The 16,886-nt window shown below is 40.9% G+C and carries 11 protein-coding genes and 1 tRNA gene; 9 read left to right on the forward strand and 3 right to left on the reverse strand.

Features of this window, described 5'->3' with window-relative positions:
- Window positions 1–47 precede the first annotated feature (47 nt).
- From NWP25_RS00930 to NWP25_RS00940, 3 genes are all read right to left on the reverse strand, one after another.
- The gene (locus tag NWP25_RS00930; RefSeq protein ID WP_280650031.1) at window positions 48–1,109 is read right to left on the reverse strand and encodes a WD40 repeat domain-containing protein; all 1,062 of its coding nucleotides are present in this window, start codon (window positions 1,107–1,109) and stop codon (window positions 48–50) included.
- Between the two features lie 44 nt (window positions 1,110–1,153).
- Window positions 1,154–2,125 carry a CobW family GTP-binding protein gene (locus NWP25_RS00935; RefSeq protein WP_280698690.1) on the reverse strand — a complete coding sequence of 324 codons (972 nt, stop codon included), beginning with the start codon at window positions 2,123–2,125 and terminating at the stop codon, window positions 1,154–1,156.
- 548 nt (window positions 2,126–2,673) lie between these two features.
- Complete coding sequence (locus NWP25_RS00940) at window positions 2,674–5,055, reverse strand: phosphoketolase family protein (RefSeq protein WP_280698695.1); 2,382 nt, start codon at window positions 5,053–5,055, stop codon at window positions 2,674–2,676.
- Between the two features lie 638 nt (window positions 5,056–5,693).
- Here NWP25_RS00940 and uvrA point away from each other — a divergent pair.
- The 9 genes from uvrA to NWP25_RS00985 all read left to right on the forward strand — a co-directional run bounded on the left by uvrA (window position 5,694) and on the right by NWP25_RS00985 (window position 16,878).
- Window positions 5,694–8,564 carry an excinuclease ABC subunit UvrA gene (gene uvrA / locus NWP25_RS00945; protein ID WP_280650028.1) on the forward strand — a complete coding sequence of 957 codons (2,871 nt, stop codon included), beginning with the start codon at window positions 5,694–5,696 and terminating at the stop codon, window positions 8,562–8,564.
- 181 nt (window positions 8,565–8,745) lie between these two features.
- Window positions 8,746–8,819 (forward strand) — tRNA-Met (locus tag NWP25_RS00950).
- A gap of 607 nt (window positions 8,820–9,426) precedes the next feature.
- On the forward strand, window positions 9,427–9,867 hold the full coding sequence (locus NWP25_RS00955) for an Hsp20/alpha crystallin family protein (protein WP_280650027.1): 441 nt from the start codon (window positions 9,427–9,429) through the stop codon (window positions 9,865–9,867).
- Between the two features lie 729 nt (window positions 9,868–10,596).
- Window positions 10,597–12,585: a hypothetical protein gene (locus tag NWP25_RS00960; protein ID WP_280698696.1), complete on the forward strand. Its 1,989-nt coding sequence runs from the start codon at window positions 10,597–10,599 to the stop codon at window positions 12,583–12,585.
- 37 nt (window positions 12,586–12,622) lie between these two features.
- Window positions 12,623–12,853, forward strand: coding sequence for a hypothetical protein (locus tag NWP25_RS00965; protein ID WP_280650069.1), 231 nt, complete (start codon window positions 12,623–12,625; stop codon window positions 12,851–12,853).
- Window positions 12,854–12,885: 32 nt separating this feature from the next.
- Complete coding sequence (locus NWP25_RS00970) at window positions 12,886–13,464, forward strand: DUF4255 domain-containing protein (protein WP_280650068.1); 579 nt, start codon at window positions 12,886–12,888, stop codon at window positions 13,462–13,464.
- 100 nt (window positions 13,465–13,564) lie between these two features.
- A complete protein-coding gene (locus tag NWP25_RS00975) occupies window positions 13,565–14,461 on the forward strand; it encodes a peptidase associated/transthyretin-like domain-containing protein (protein ID WP_280698697.1) in 897 nt (298 codons plus the stop codon).
- Between the two features lie 64 nt (window positions 14,462–14,525).
- On the forward strand, window positions 14,526–15,680 hold the full coding sequence (locus NWP25_RS00980) for a phage tail sheath family protein (RefSeq protein ID WP_280650066.1): 1,155 nt from the start codon (window positions 14,526–14,528) through the stop codon (window positions 15,678–15,680).
- Between the two features lie 43 nt (window positions 15,681–15,723).
- Window positions 15,724–16,878: a phage tail sheath family protein gene (locus tag NWP25_RS00985; RefSeq protein ID WP_280650065.1), complete on the forward strand. Its 1,155-nt coding sequence runs from the start codon at window positions 15,724–15,726 to the stop codon at window positions 16,876–16,878.
- Window positions 16,879–16,886 lie beyond the last annotated feature (8 nt).

Raw genomic sequence — 16,886 nt, forward strand, 5'->3', positions numbered from 1 at the left:
GCATAGCCAATAAATTCAGCGCCTTCAACCTGCATGATTATGTATTATCAACTACGTCCGAATCCTTGACCTCTGGCCAGCTTAGACCAAACAAGTAATTCCCCTTTGTCACCCCCTGCGGCGAGAAATTTACCTTCAGGATGCCAAGCTAGGCTAGAAAACCCCCCGGAAACACCGGTCAGTACTTGGGAAACTTGTTTAGCTTTGTTCCACAAACACAACCAACCATCACTAGCGGCGGAAGCGAGCAGGAAGCTTTGAGGGGCAAAGGCGATCGCTGTGATAATGTCCACATGATTAGTTAAAATTCGCGCTTCCCAACCCAAAGATTCATCCTTGAGCTTTTCCCAAACTACGACACCTTCAACGCTGGAGGATGCTAAAATCGGGGCACCTAGTTTAGTGGTAGCTTCTGACCATGCTAATTGACGAACCTTACCAGGGAAGCCACGCATGATCCAAGGATCAGGGTTATTCCATTCTAAAACTGTGATACTGCGATCCATATTGCCAGAAGCTAGAAATTTGCCATCAGGGGACCAAGCCATGACTGTACTGACAGTAGGCATATCTAAAATATATGGTTCTTCATCCCAGTTTTGGCTGTGCCAAACCTTAACTCCCTTATAGCCACCAATAGCCAGATATTCTCCGTCGTTACGCCAATCAATTCCCAACACGGAAGAGTTATCAAAATTGAGAGTAACAACAACTTCCCTACTATCAGCATCCCATACTTGGACGTAACGTCCCAAACTAAAAGCTAGTTGATTACCAATGGGACTCCACCCTAGCTGATCTACCCATGCGGGAGCATTTTCTAGTGTGGCAATTAATTGTTCATCCTGCCAAATTTTTACTTGTCCATTTTGTCCACCAACGGCTAAAAACTTGCCATCTGGGGAAAAAGCTACGCAGTCCACTGATGTACCATCACCAGTTTGTAAGGTCGTGGGGTTGCCATCATGCCATCTTACAACTTCACCAGCCGCAGAGGTGGCCGCTAAAGTTTTACCATGAGGTGACCAAGCGATGGCACTGACATAATCTGAAAGCGTCGCTGAATAATGTTCTTTAAATTCCTTAGATTTGCTGGCTGTGGGATTCATAACTCAAGAGCAAATGGCGAAATGGGAAAATCTCTGTACCTGACTTATAGGAAACAAGCAAGAAAATCTTGCTTCAATTGAACTTCGTTCAGATTGCGACCAATAAACACAAGTTCATTTTTACGAGTTTCATTTGGTTTCCAAGGGCGATCGGGTCTACCATCTAAGATCATGTGTACACCTTGAAACACATATCTATTATTTTCTCCAGCAATATTTAAAATACCTTTCATGCGGAAGATATCTGTCCCTTGGGTACGCAATAATTCTGACAGCCAAGAGTTTAGTTTTTGCCCATCTAGTTCGCCACTTTCCACCAAAGCTACAGAGTAAACTGTTTCATCATGTTCGTGAGCATCTTCACCCAAGAAATCCGGATCAATTTCCAAGGCGCGGGATAAGTCAAAAGCCTGCACACCTAACAGGGCACTCATTTCTAATTGCGAATTTTGGGTTCTGTAGATTTTAGCTATAGCATTCATGCTGCGAATCCGCTTTTCTAACTCATCTAAATTTTCTAGTGTTACCAAATCAGTTTTATTTAGCAGAATGACATCAGCAAAAGCAATTTGTTCTTGTGCTTCGTCTGCATCCCAATGTTGCCAGATATGCTTGGCATCTACAACAGTTACTACCGCATCTAAAGACAGTAAATTTTGCATATCTTCATCCACAAAAAATGTTTGAATTACTGGAGCTGGGTCAGCCAAACCAGTGGTTTCAATTACTAAGTGGTCAAACTTATCTCGCCGCTTCATCAAATTACCAATAATGCGAATTAAGTCACCACGGACTGTACAACAAATACAGCCATTATTCATCTCAAAAATTTCTTCATCTGCATCAATAACCAATTGATTATCAATACCCACCTCACCAAATTCATTAACAATTACAGCTACTTTTTTACCATGTTCGTAGGTGAGGATGTTGTTCAGTAGAGTGGTTTTCCCTGAACCCAGGTATCCTGTCAGTACAGTTACAGGCACTGTATTCGCTATTTCTTCAGCCAACATAGTTTAAATACCTTTTTCTGAAAGTCCCGATAATCATTACCATAATAATTCTTTTTATATTTTTGTGGTCAATTGACTGTTATTGGTTTGCCAAGGTTATCCCACACCTTGACTCATAGAGGCTTGTTTGGTAGGCCTTTCATCCATAAATTTGGTGAAAATATAACTAATGGGGGATTTAATATATCTAATATATCTTTTACATTCTCTCTGGTAACAGACAGAACAGAGGTAGGACAGTGTTCTCCTAAAAACTCAAAATCACAAAAACAACCCTTCCCAATGAACTCTTCGTAGAGACGTTACGGAATCAGCTTGCCAAAGTTACTATGGGAAACAATTCATACTTTTAATTTTACGTAGTATAGCACAACTGCACCTTGAAAACTAAATACAGCAATAGTTTCCAAAGGTTAGGGTTACATACCTCCCATTCCCCGCCAAAAAAACGGAAATTAGTATATGGCTATCAAGTGCTCTGGGGTAATGAACTACCCCAGTCTCTCCAGTGGAAGTTGAAACTGGGGTCTTAGTATCTTCAGCTAACCCTAATAAGGCCACTTCCAATTGCGAATTTCCGGCATATCTTCACCGTATTGCTGAATGTAATACTTGTGTTCAATCAGCTTATCTTCTAACATTTGCTTTACATAAGCGGCTTTAGCACCTAATTGTGGCACACGCTCAATTACGTCCATCACTAAGTGAAAACGATCCAAATCGTTGAGCACAACCATGTCAAAAGGGGTAGTAGTAGTTCCTTCTTCTTTGTAACCGCGCACGTGCAAGTTTTTGTGGTTGGTGTGGCGATAAGTCAGACGATGAATTAACCAAGGATAACCATGAAAAGCAAAGATAATGGGTTTATCAGTGGTGAAAATTGTATCAAACTCTTTACCCCTTAAACCGTGGGGATGCTCGGTTTGTGGCTGTAGTTTCATTAAATTCACCACATTAACCACTCGCACTTTTAATTCTGGGAAATGCTGACGCAGAATATCTACAGCTGCTAAGGTTTCCAAGGTGGGAACATCCCCAGCACAAGCCATGACCACATCTGGCTCGCTACCCTTATCATTACTCGCCCATTCCCAAATACTCAGACCTTTAGTGCAGTGCTTAATAGCAGCATCCATATCTAAATATTGCAATGATGGCTGCTTACCCGCAACAATTACATTTACATAGTGGCGACTTCTCAAGCAATGGTCTGTAACTGAGAGCAAGCAATTAGCATCAGGGGGAAGATAAACCCGAATAATCTCGGCTTTTTTGTTGATTACATGGTCGATGAAACCAGGGTCTTGGTGAGAAAAACCGTTGTGGTCTTGTCGCCAAACGTGAGAAGTTAGTAAATAGTTAAGAGAAGCAATGGGTCGCCGCCAAGGAATGTGACGGGTAGTTTTCAACCATTTAGCATGTTGGTTGAACATGGAATCAATGATGTGGATAAATGCTTCATAGCAGGAGAAAAACCCGTGGCGACCTGTGAGTAAATAGCCTTCTAACCAGCCTTGGCAATTGGTTTCACTTAGAACTTCCATTACCCGACCGTTGGGGGAGAGGTTTTCGTCTTCTGGGAGGACCTCAGCTACCCAAGTCCGGTCTGTCACTTCCAGTACAGCGCCGAGGCGATTGGATGCTGTTTCATCAGGGCCAAAGATGCGAAAATTATTGCTTTCTGCATTCATTGTCATCACATCCCGCAAGAACTCTCCCATGGCTTTGGTAGCTTGGGCATAAGTGGTGGCTGGGTGGGTAACGTCAACAGCATAGTCTGGGAAGTACGGCATTTTCAAATCCCGCAGCAGAATACCTCCGTTGGTGTGGGGATTGTCCCCCATGCGTCGATTTCCTTTCGGCGCTAGTTCTGCTAGTTCAGGAATTAATTTACCGTTAGCATCAAAGAGTTCTTCTGGTTTATAACTCTTCATCCACTCTTCCAGTAACTTGAGGTGTTCTGGGTTGCTAGTTACTTCAGCAAAGGGTACTTGATGCGATCGCCAGAAATCTTCAGTTTTTTTACCATCTACATTTTTTGGACCTGTCCAACCTTTGGGGGTTTTGAGAATAATCATTGGCCATTGGGGACGCTTAGTGAAACCATGTACACGGGCTTCTCTTTGGATACTTTGAATTTCCGCAATGGCACTATCTAAAATCCCCGCCAGTTGCTGGTGAACATCTGCGGGATCGCTACCAATCACAAAGTATGGTTTATAACCATAACCTACAAATAAATGCTCCAGTTCTTCATAACTCAATCTGGCGAGTACCGTGGGGTTGGCAATTTTATAGCCGTTAAGGTGGAGAATAGGTAGGACTGCACCATCATGAACCGGATTGAGAAATTTGTTAGAATGCCAACTCGTGGCTAAAGCTCCTGTTTCTGCTTCGCCATCACCCACCACAGCAGCCACAATTAAATTAGGGTTGTCAAAAGCAGCACCATAGGCATGGACAAGAGCATAACCTAATTCTCCACCTTCATGAATTGAGCCAGGAGTTTCTGGCGCAACGTGGCTGGGAATACCTCCGGGGAAAGAAAACTGTTTAAAGAGTTTCTTCATTCCCTCAACATCTTGAGAAATGTTAGGATAGTATTCGCTGTAAGTGCCTTCGAGATAAGTGTTAGCTACCAGTCCAGGACCACCATGACCTGGGCCTGCAATGTAAATTGTGTTGAGGTCGTACTTTTTAATCACTCGGTTGAGGTGAACATAAATCAAGTTCAACCCTGGTGTTGTTCCCCAGTGTCCCAATAGTCTGGGTTTAACGTGTTCTGCCCTTAAAGGTTCTCGTAATAGTGGATTGTCGAATAGATATATTTGCCCAACTGAAAGATAGTTAGCTGCACGCCAGTAAGCGTCTATTTTATGTAGTTCTTCTTCTGTTAAAGGTTTTGCTTGTGCCGGACTTACTAAAGTCATATTGAACTCCATTATTTTGATAAATGCGCCAGTATGCAAGTTTAGTTGTTTTTCCTAAATAAGCCATCTTACTCAAGACAAATTTTTCACCTTGCTACTGAAAGATTAGACACAATTATTCATAGTTCTCAATACTTGTAAATAAGTAACTGAGTAACTACTGTGATGTTTCCATGAAACCTTAACAAAGGTAATATCCTATTACAAAAATTTTCAGGTTTATTTAAGTTTAATTTAATATTTTTTTGCAAAAAATATAGGGCGGGAAATTAACTCAAAGTGGAGTCCTATTCTATATTTTATTTTTTTAACTTGATTAATAATCTATGAGGGAAAAAAATATGTTTCAAAATTCTCAGCTTTTTAATTGATTTATATAAAGCTTTTTATATAGTTATCTAATTACAGCTAGCAATTGTTAAAACTGACCCAATTCAATGGGCAAGTTAGGGAAATTTAGTCCGTTCACAGATAAAAGAGCTAATTATATTGATTTACAGCCATCACACCCTGTGAGCTAACTGCTCTTATTGCCGTAATCAATACCGGAAATAGTACTGTTGTAGTATAACAAGTAAGATAAAGATAGTATTATTAAGGACTATTACATACCGCTTCTTAGCTATCACCAAGCCGATATGTCACAACACAAGCTCCCCCCATCATTCAATGACTGCAACAACCAGAATACCATTCGGATTAGGGGTGCTAGGCAACATAATCTGAAAAATATTGACTTGGAATTACCGCGCGATCGCCTGATTGTATTTACTGGTGTTTCTGGTTCGGGGAAGTCTTCTTTGGCTTTTGATACTATTTTTGCAGAAGGTCAACGGCGTTATGTCGAGTCCCTCAGCGCCTACGCCCGGCAATTTTTAGGTCAGTTAGATAAACCAGATGTAGAAGCCATTGAAGGCTTAAGTCCCGCAATTTCCATTGATCAAAAGTCAACCTCCCACAACCCCCGTTCCACAGTGGGGACGGTGACGGAAATTTACGATTATTTGCGGCTCTTGTTTGGTCGCGCTGGGGAACCCCATTGTCCCATATGCCATCGCTGCATTGCACCCCAGACCATTGATGAAATGTGCGATAGCATTTTGGATTTACCAGACCGCACTCGGTTCCAAATTCTTGCACCTGTTGTTCGGGGTAAAAAAGGTACTCACCGCAAATTGTTATCAGGTCTTGCTTCTCAAGGCTTCGTGCGTGTACGCATCAATGGAGAAGTCTGCGAACTATCTGACTCCATTGAATTAGATAAAAATGCCACACACACCATAGAAGTTGTCATCGACCGCTTAGTGAAAAAGCCAGGTATTCAAGAGCGTTTAGTAGATTCTCTCTCTACCTGTCTTAAACAGTCTGGTGGTATTGCGAACATTATTGTCAGTTGCTCCTCTGATAGCGGCCAAGAGAAAGAAGAAGAATTAGTATTTTCAGAAAACTTTGCTTGTCCAGTCCACGGGGCGGTGATGGAAGAATTATCGCCACGGTTGTTCTCATTTAACTCACCTTATGGCGCTTGTCCCCATTGTCATGGCATCGGGACTTTAAAAACATTTACACCTGATTTAATTGTACCTGACCCAGAAGCACCAATTTACGCAGCCATCGCCCCTTGGTCAGAAAAAGATAATTCTTATTATCTGGAATTACTTTATGGTTTGGGACAGACTATTGAGTTTGAGTTACAAGCCAAGTGGAAGGAGCTAACGGTAACACAGCAGCAAGCAGTGCTGTACGGAGAAAAAGAAGAATCCAGCACACAACACAGGAGAACAAAAAATTTTAAAGGTGTAATTCCGATTTTACAGCGTCAATATGAAGGTGGTTCCGAGTTAATTAAGCAAAAGTTAGAACAATATTTAGTTGACCAACCTTGTGAAGTTTGTGGAGGAAAACGTTTAAAACCAGAAGCTTTAGCAGTACGCTTGGGACAATATGGAATTTTAGATTTAACTGGAGTTTCCATCCGGGATTGTGGGCAAAGAATTGAGCAATTAGAATTGAGCCATCGGCAAATGCAAATTGCAGATTTAGTCTTAAGAGAAATCAAAGCCAGATTGCAATTTTTGTTAGATGTGGGCTTAGATTATCTTACCCTTGACCGTCCCGCCATGACTCTTTCTGGTGGTGAAGCCCAACGTATTCGTTTAGCAACACAAATTGGTTCTGGTTTAACTGGGGTACTTTATGTTTTAGATGAACCAAGTATTGGTTTACATCAACGAGATAATGAACGGTTGCTGAAAACTTTAACTAAATTACGGGATTTAGGTAATACTCTAATTGTAGTTGAGCATGACGAAGAAACCATCCGTGCAGCGGACCATATCATTGATATTGGACCTGGTGCTGGAATTCACGGCGGACATATTGTTTGTCAAGGAAATTTAGAAACTTTACTAGGAGCAGAAGATTCCTTGACTGGGGCTTATTTATCGGGAAGACGAGTAATTACCACGCCACACCAACGCCGAGTAGGAAATGGGCGCAGTTTAATCATCAAAAATGCTCATCGCCACAACCTAAGAAATATCGATGTAGAAATACCTTTAGGTAAACTCGTCGCTGTTACCGGTGTTTCCGGTTCTGGTAAATCTACCTTAATTAACGAATTACTTTATCCGGGATTACAACATCATTTAACCAAGAAAGTTCCTTTACCAACACACATGGACGAAATTAAGGGCTTAAATGCAATTGATAAAGTCATTGTCATCGACCAATCTCCCATCGGACGTACACCACGTTCTAATCCTGCAACTTATACAGGCATTTTTGATGCCATTCGAGATGTATTTTCCCAAACAGTAGAAGCTAAAGCAAGGGGATATAAGCCCGGACAATTTTCCTTCAATGTTAAAGGTGGACGTTGCGAAGCTTGTAGCGGTCAAGGTGTCAATGTCATTGAAATGAACTTTCTCCCGGATGTTTATGTGCAATGCGAAGTGTGCAAAGGTGCAAGATATAACCGCGAAACTTTGCAAGTAAAATACAAAGATAAATCTATTGCAGACGTACTGAATATGACCGTTGAGGAAAGTTTACAATTTTTCCAAAACATTCCCAAAGCTGTGAACCGTTTGCAAACTTTATATGATGTCGGTTTGGGCTACATCAAAGTGGGACAACCTGCAACCACTTTATCTGGCGGCGAAGCGCAACGGGTAAAATTAGCAACGGAACTATCTCGACGTGCTACGGGTAAGACCCTTTATTTAATTGATGAACCAACTACAGGGTTGTCTTTTTATGATGTCCATAAGTTATTGGATGTATTGCAAAGATTGGTGGATAAAGGTAATTCAATTTTAGTCATTGAACACAATTTAGATGTCATTCGTTGCGCTGATTGGGTAATTGACTTGGGTCCAGAAGGAGGAGATAAAGGAGGAGAAATCATTGCTGTGGGTACTCCAGAAGCAATTGCTAATCATCCCGGTTCCCACACTGGACAATATTTGCAGCAGGTATTAAAGCAGTATCCCCCCACAAAGAAGTAAGAGTTTTGTTTTCTTTTTTGTAGGGTGTGTTGTCCCATGGCGCAACACACCACCCTTGATTTTCCCTGGGTCAGGACTTAATCCATAAACCGTCGTAAGCTCAAATGCAGAAAAATTAAACTCTCAAGATACTAGTCATAACCAAATGTATATGCTATAGTAGCAAAGTATGAAAAAATATGGCTCAGTAGCTCAGTTGGTTAGAGCACGGGACTCATAAGCCTGGGGTCGTTGGTTCAAATCCGACCTGAGCCACTTTAAATTAAATCAGTAATGCAACTAAGGTAATAAGCCAAAGAATTAGTTTTCTCCATTATAGCTTGAGTCAAGAGTGATTACTTCTGAACTGCCTCCGGATTCATCTGTGGCGTTGCAACTTACTACGTAGGTTTGCTTTGCCATGTTAAATAAGTTATTTTTTTCAGAGGCTTTAGGGGATAGGACTGAGGATTAACTCTTTACGCACTTCACGAGTTTAAGATTATGAATCTTGTCAGGCGGTATCTTGCCCGTTCTTGTACATCTCCCTTACATCACATTGGTTGTATAGTTATTCATGCCATACTGCAATTTCCGCTGTCAAACACTAAAGTGTAGAACTTATCTTCAAAACTGATCAATAGACCAACATAATGAAAAATAATCCGGTAACTGTTATTTATTTATTATGGTTTACCGTACCTAAAAATTAGCATTAACCGTAATATTTACCCCACCAAAATTATGAACGGTAATCATCAATTATTTGGTGATAAAAACCGAATTTACAGAAAGATAAACCTTACATATTATAAAGATGTCAGCACAAAACCCAGTGCAAACAATAAATACTAAAACTAAGCTAGTTCATGGAGGAATAATTATGACATTACTACGTTGGAATCCCTGGATGGAAATTGGCACTTTACAACGTCAAATCAATAGTTTACTTGAAGACACAACAGTAGTATCTACATTATTTGACAAAGATTTTATCAAATTTCCCCCGACTGAGTTAGAAGAAACTGAAGATGCTCTTCATCTGAAGCTAGAATTGCCAGGTATGTCCGCAAAAGACCTAGATATACAAGTAACAGAAAAAGCTGTGTATATTAGCGGTGAGCGTAAATCTGAAACTAAAAACGAAGACAAGGGTACTACCAAAAGTGAATTTTACTACGGCAAATTCCAACGGGTGATTCCTCTATCTGTAAGAATTCAAAATAACAATGTCACCGCAGATTACAAAGACGGTATCTTGAACTTGACCTTACCCAAAGCTGAAGAAGCAAAGAACACAGTAGTCAAGGTAAACTTGGCATAAGCTACTGACTAATCAGTTTTGTTGAATTCGTAATCAAATTGTTTTACCTCCTGTGATAGATTTTGATAACTACAAGCTCGGTGATAACAACCGGGCTTTTTTCTTATTACAAAGTTCCCCCACTGCTTGAAGAAGTCGGGATTTCCGCTAAAGAGTGTATCAAAAAATGCACCAATAAAAATCCCTCCCCTATAATTTAACCTTGCCTACAGAAAGTTTTGGCTGTTGGCCTAGTGGCGATACTGAGGCTCCATTGAAAAATTTTGTAACATTATTAAATTTTTGGTGAAAAAAATTCATATTACCCTGCATTAGAGAGCGTCAATTCATTCATCGTCTACTTTTATTACAAAAAGATGACAAATTCCCTGATAATTATCTAGACTGATAACTGTTTTACGGCTCAACTTTGATACATGGTTGTCCTGGTCGCTGCTGCTAAAGTTAGCGAACAAAAACAATCGCAAGAAAATTGATTTAAACTCAATATGTGAGCGACTCTGCCAGATTATTCCGTGCAATCTGATGGTTGAATGGCGAAGTATTGGCTTAATTATCAATAACAAAAACTTGCGTTTATGTCGGAATGATGAATTAGATATCAAGCAAATTGTTTGATGAAAATCACTTTCCTGATTTGAACTCACTAAGTTGGATGATGGAGTTTTCTTAACCCTAAACTTCTTGCATTCTTAAGTATAGCTACCAAAAATTTGGAACCAAATTCGTATGGTGCAGCAACAAGATTGGACGAATTTTTCGTTACAACGTCCGAATTATTTTCCTGGACAATATCTCTTAGATGAAGATTTCGAGTTGGCGCATAAATATCTCAGCGATCGCCAACGTTATATTAATAGTAGGCTGCATTTAGCCGGCATCGTGGAAGGTCTAGAAGTAGAAGCCATGGCCGGGGAAACAGCAGTTACGGTGAAGGCTGGTACAGCCATTGATGGGGAAGGTAATCTAATTGTATTAGCAGAAGAAAAAACCAACATCAAGATCAATTCTCTATGTTGGGTGTGTTTGCGCTATCATCAAGAGCCAAAAGTATTACAACAACCAGAAATACCGGATAGTTTCACTCGCTTTGCAGAAACTCCCCTGTTAACATTAGAAGCGATTGAAACCAAAGATGCTAAAACGGTGCTGTTAGCTAAACTCGTCGTAGAAAACGGACAAGTGCAAGTAGATAACAGTGTCCGCCAATATTCCGGGGCGAGGTTACCCAGTAGCCAAGGTGAAGAAATTAACCTCAGAAGTGATGGGGAATCCTTAGCGATTAAAGGTAACTTGAGTGTATCCGGGTCGTTAAAATTAGGGGAATCCCTGATTAGTTTTGTGTCGGAAACCATCGCCACAGATAGCGATCGCACGGATGTAGTACCTTCAGAAAAAGCCGTTAAAAAACACATAGAAGCCAAAATTAAAGAGCGACTGGCGGCTTTAAATGCTCCCACAGAGGAAAAACCGGCAATTTCCCTCTCTACTCAGCCGGATGGGCTGTATGGTTGGTCAACGGAAGGCGGTGGGGCTGAAGATATTTCATCTGTGATCAAGTTAATCTCCTATCGCGCTGGCCAGACCGCCACACGGCTCACCATTGAACGCGATACAGGTAATGTGGGTATTGGTACAACCAGTCCAGGGAGAAAACTAGATGTTAACGGTGTCATCCGCGCCTTACATCTAGAGTCTACAAACCCCATGCGACATCGGATGTATCCCAATGAACCAATAGTTTATCAAGATATTTTTGACGCCAGAGATCAGGGTGCTATTACTAAATTTGGTAAACCTAGTTACGACGATACTAGCTATGTAACTAACTTGTGGAATGATCGTAAGCTGATTAGGTATGGGGGAAACAACGAAGAAGACGACAATGGCGCAGTAGTAACCATTCCCGAAGGATACAATACTGTTTGGGTGCGAGTCTTAGGTGAGCGATGGAACGTTATCAAGGCCTTCTTTATAGATGGGGAAAAAGAAAACCTGGGACGGTGGACGGGTGGATTGAGAAAAAATAATTGCTACTGTCCCGATGGTTCTCTTTCTGATAGTCATTGGGACAAACACCAATGGCTTCCGATTCCCGCAGGGAGATCGGGTAAGCTAGCTCTGATTTCCAAATCAGGTACTAGCGGTGAATTCTGTCTGTCTGGATTGGCATTCAGCAAAAACCCTTGGTCTCACGCTACTCAATCCGCCGTCGGATACCACTGGAACGTCAATGGTGGTGAGGGAAATGGAATTCAATGGGCAGACAAAGGAAATGGGGACAGCTGGTATTATGACCTCCTGGGGTTCATTAATCCTAAAACTAATTTGGATTTAAGAGTTCCAATTGTATCCTCTGGACAGGACAAGTTACTTTATGTAGTAGTACCTAACACATCTGAGTTCGCGAATGGTGGTACACACACAGGCATTAAAATAGCCAGGATTGGCGACAAAGGGCAGCCAATTGAAGAATACGTTGCTGTGGAAAGATTCCTAGCAACTTATGATAACCCCTTCGCTCGTCATTGGAACAGTAAGGTTACTCAACGCTATATCGCCGCTCGTATCCCCGCTGAGTTGCTTCCTAAACCAAAGTCTGATGGTAACTATCCGGTGACATATCTCAGCGTCAGAATTGATCTGAGCAAGCAAAATGAACCTCTGCGGTTACGAGAAATGGGTACTCATGATTTGGAAGTTCCCTATGGTTTCTGATGAAGATTAACAACTTTCAACAGCAAGTGAGACACCAATGAAGGAACAACTGGAGAAACGCCTACAGGTACTAACAGCAGAATACGAAGCCGGACAGAAAGCACTAGCTAATTTAGAAGTACAAAAAACTAGCCTGCGGGAAACTTTACTCCGCATTAGCGGGGCAATACAAGTATTAGAAGAAGAATTAGCTATTGCTAACAGGGAAAACAATCACAAACCCCAAGAAATTGACACTTTTACCCTAGAAGTTATTGCCAAAAATTAAGTGCATAGAGTCAAACAAATAGGAATTTATTCATGCTAGATGACTTAGATAGCACCCTAGAAAAATTACTAACTCACGAATTACCAGAGTTAAAACGGTCAACTGAAACCAACGTGGCTATTAGTTTTGATATGCCCTTTGAAGGTTCTATCAAACAAAAACCAGCTATTAACCTGTTTCTGTATGATGTCCGGGAAAATCTGGAAATGCGGAGTAGTGAATGGTCGGTGCAACGTCGCCAAAACGGCACAGCCGTTAAAAAACGGCCTCCAGCTAGGATAGATTGTTCCTATTTGATTACTGCTTGGGCTAATTCCGATGACCCCCAACAAGAACATCACATTTTGGGAGAAGTAATGAAATTATTGCTGCGTTATCGGACTTTACCAGCAGCAATTTTACAAGGTAGTTTAAAAGGACAAGAACCATTACCCGTAGGAGTTGGTTTACGTTCTAGTTACTTACAAAGTTTAGGGGAATTTTGGCAAGCAATTGGAGGAAAACCCAAAGCAGCACTCAATTACACAGTAACAATCTCCGTACCTGTGGAAGAACCAGAAACAGAATTTCCTCTGGTACTTTATAAACGCACGGAAATTAACAGAATTTAATAACAGAATTTAAATTTAACAATTCTGCTAATTCCTCATTGTGCCATACCTTGGATCTGATTCATCATGCTTAGATTGTTCTGCAACTACTATGTAAAAAATGCTAAAGCAACAACAATTTCAACATCAAATAGCAATGGCTGGACAAGTTAAGGATGCCATCACAGGGGAAGGAATTTCCGGGGCTATGGTTAAGATTGTTGACGCTCCTGATGAGTTTATTAACTTTGTCATCTTCAAAACTCAACTCCTAGGATTACCAGGCTCAATGCAGTGTTTCTCAGGGAATACCGACCTTGATTCATCCCCAGCCAGCCTACCTACAGCAATTCAAGAATTTCGACAAAACTTGAGAAATCCTTACTTGAATACTGCTGATAAAGTGCAATTATTTCAGGCTTTGTTGGCAAATAATTACCTGAGTGGGCGGGATAAATTTCAAGGATATCAAGAAATTATTGACTATTTTCCCTGCAAACCCAAAAATAAACAATCTCAACTAGGCAGGACTAAAAGTATATTTGATGGTTGGTTCTATTTCAGAAGTTTACCAGCAGGATTCTATCAATTAGAAGCATCTTTATTTGATGCTCCCAGGCGTTATGCCAAGAGTCAAGGTCAAGTTGAGATTACTGCCAAAAATAATAAAGATATTATTAAGGAGGATGAAAATTTTGCTGTATTTGATACTATTAATACAGCAGAGTTAAAATTAAAACCAACAACGCTTCTAGGCACAATCACCAGTGCAGATGACAACGAAGCGATTGGCATGGCTAGAGTGGAAATTCAAGGGAGTAGAGACCACGGTTTTAGCTCTACTGAAATCATTAAACAATCACAGGGAGAATGGAATTATCGACTTGTTGGTATAGAAGCAAGAAATACTCCCATTACAGTAATAGTTTCAGCTAAGGGATATACCAAACAACAAAAACAAATCTATTTGCAAACAGGAGAAGTGAAATCATTAGATTTCCAATTAACCGTCAATTGAGATTTTCTTAATTCTCAATTGCATTTGTCCGATAATCACAATTATCAACAAAGGAAAACATATCATGCCCACCTATTTGACCCCCGGTGTCTATGTTGAAGAAGTATCTTCAGGGGTAGCGCCAATTGTCGGTGTAGGAACGAGTACGGCTGGTTTTATTGGTATCATTACTCTAGCTCCAGCCACTGGAGATACTGCAGCAGAAACCATACCAACTGCTGAAAGTGAAGTCAAACTGTGTACAAACTTCACAGAATTTAAGAAATTTTTTGGTGATTTTTCCACTAATTCTGGTCAAAGTATCCTCGCCCATGCGGTTTATGGCTTCTTCAGAAATGGCGGAACCAGGTGTTTTGTCACTTGGGTAGCAGAAGAAGCAAACCTAGATGCAGCTTTGGATAAATTTGAAGCCATTGATGAAATTGCCATTGTTGCAGCGCCTGGCGTTACCAGTAAAACAGCCTTAGCAAAAATTGATATTCACTGCCGCAATTTAGGCGATCGCTTTGCTATTCTGGACACGGAAGAAGATATTCCCGTTGACTCCGACCAACTGAAGCCGGGTAGTGACAAACTAATAGGAAACTCAGACTATGCAGCTGTATACTATCCTTGGATTCAAGTTTATGACCCCGTAAGTAAAGACCTAAAATTCGCTCCTCCTAGCGGACACATTGCTGGTATTTATGCTCGCGTAGATGACAAAAGGGGAGTTCACAAAGCACCTGCTAACGAACCCATTTTAGGGGCGGTTGGGTTAAAGCAGGATATCAGCAAGGCTAAACAAGCACCATTAAATAATGATGGTATCAATTGCATTCGTAATCTTAACGGCAACATCCGCATTTGGGGAGCTCGGACATTAGGAGCAGGAAAAGATAATCCCGACTTCAAATATATTAATATTCGTCGTCACTTTAATTATCTGCGTGAATCCATAGATGAAGGAACCCAATGGGTAGTATTTGAACCCAATACCCCAGAACTATGGGCAAAAATTCGCCGCAATATTACCGCATTCCTGACCAATGAATGGCGCAAAGGTGCATTATTTGGCTTAACACCCGAAGAAGCATTCTTTGTCAAGTGTGATGCAGAAAATAATCCTGTAGAAACCCGCAAACTCGGTCAAGTAGTGACTGAAATTGGTGTCGCAGTCATAGAACCAGCAGAGTTTGTTATCTTCCGCATTAGCCAACTTGTGGGAGAGCAAAAATAACTTAAAAAGTAACTTATTCACCTATTCCCAAATTAATTAACCTATGCAGACATCCACACACCTCAATTTAACCGCCCCTGGTGTATATTTACAGGATATTCCTGCTATACCAGGTGAAGATTTACTCACGGGTGTTCCGGTGTTCTTGGGGGTTGCTGGGGTTAATAATTTTCCGGAAAATCATCATCCTGTACCGCAAATGCTCACACTGTGGACTCAGTTTGTGCAGTATTTTGGTAAACCATTACCTAATAGTTATTTAGCTCATGCGGTACGGGGGTTCTTTGAAAATGGCGGTCGTCTGTGTTATGTGGTGGGTTTAAAAAATCAGACTCTGGCGGAACTGCAAAGGGGCTTACAGTCCATCGAACCACTAGATATTATCGATTTAGTATGTGGGCCAGATGTTCTGCAAAACTCTCCAGAAGAAGCTCTGGAAATGCAACGAGCTATACTAGAGCATTGTGACACAATGGGCGATCGCTTTGCCATTCTTGATGCCTTCAATATCTCCAAAACTGAAGATATCAAAGTTTTGAAAGCACAACAACAAGGATTAATTGGCGATAATGGTGCACTTTATACTCCCTGGCTGAAACTAGAAAACGCCTCCTGTAACATTCCTCCTTGTGGTCATATTGCTGGGATTTATGCGCGTAATGATTCCCAAGTCGGAGTTTATCGCGCTCCCGCTAACTATTTATTAGAAGGAGTTTTGGATTTAAGTTTTTTATTTTCCGATGTACATTGGCAAATCCTAAATTCAGCAACAGGAGGCGGAGTTAACTGCATTCGCAGTTTTAGAAGTCGGGGAATTAGAGTTTGGGGTTCACGTACGTTAAGTCAAAATCCTGAATGGCAATACATCAACATTCGCCGCCTAAAAATCACCATTCTGCGGTGGGTAGAACGTCATTTAATCGATGCTGTATTTGAACCCAATAATACAGATTTATGGGTAAGGATAGAGCGGGAATTAACAGTTTACTTAGAAACTCTTTGGGAACAAGGAGCAATTCAGGGTGAAACTACAGAAGAGGCATTTTATGTCAAATGTGACGCACAAACCAACCCGCCAGAAATCCGTAATACTGGAAGGATAATTACCGAAATTGGTTTCGCACCTACTACTCCCAGTGAATTTATTGTGATTTCCTTAGTTCACGGTAGTAGCGGCGTTAAATTTGTCGAATCTTAGTAATTTGA

Source organism: Umezakia ovalisporum Ak1311 (genome assembly GCF_029891685.1).
GTDB classification, from domain to species: domain Bacteria; phylum Cyanobacteriota; class Cyanobacteriia; order Cyanobacteriales; family Nostocaceae; genus Umezakia; species Umezakia ovalisporum.

Bases quoted from the DNA above. Each gene is read 5' to 3' on its own strand.
- NWP25_RS00930 (WP_280650031.1), bottom strand. From the start codon at position 1,109: ATGAATCCCACAGCCAGCAAATCTAAGGAATTTAAAGAACATTATTCA.
- NWP25_RS00935 (WP_280698690.1), bottom strand. From the start codon at position 2,125: ATGTTGGCTGAAGAAATAGCGAATACAGTGCCTGTAACTGTACTGACA.
- NWP25_RS00940 (WP_280698695.1), bottom strand. From the start codon at position 5,055: ATGACTTTAGTAAGTCCGGCACAAGCAAAACCTTTAACAGAAGAAGAA.
- uvrA (WP_280650028.1), top strand. From the start codon at position 5,694: ATGTCACAACACAAGCTCCCCCCATCATTCAATGACTGCAACAACCAG.
- NWP25_RS00955 (WP_280650027.1), top strand. From the start codon at position 9,427: ATGACATTACTACGTTGGAATCCCTGGATGGAAATTGGCACTTTACAA.
- NWP25_RS00960 (WP_280698696.1), top strand. From the start codon at position 10,597: ATGGTGCAGCAACAAGATTGGACGAATTTTTCGTTACAACGTCCGAAT.
- NWP25_RS00965 (WP_280650069.1), top strand. From the start codon at position 12,623: ATGAAGGAACAACTGGAGAAACGCCTACAGGTACTAACAGCAGAATAC.
- NWP25_RS00970 (WP_280650068.1), top strand. From the start codon at position 12,886: ATGCTAGATGACTTAGATAGCACCCTAGAAAAATTACTAACTCACGAA.
- NWP25_RS00975 (WP_280698697.1), top strand. From the start codon at position 13,565: ATGCTAAAGCAACAACAATTTCAACATCAAATAGCAATGGCTGGACAA.
- NWP25_RS00980 (WP_280650066.1), top strand. From the start codon at position 14,526: ATGCCCACCTATTTGACCCCCGGTGTCTATGTTGAAGAAGTATCTTCA.
- NWP25_RS00985 (WP_280650065.1), top strand. From the start codon at position 15,724: ATGCAGACATCCACACACCTCAATTTAACCGCCCCTGGTGTATATTTA.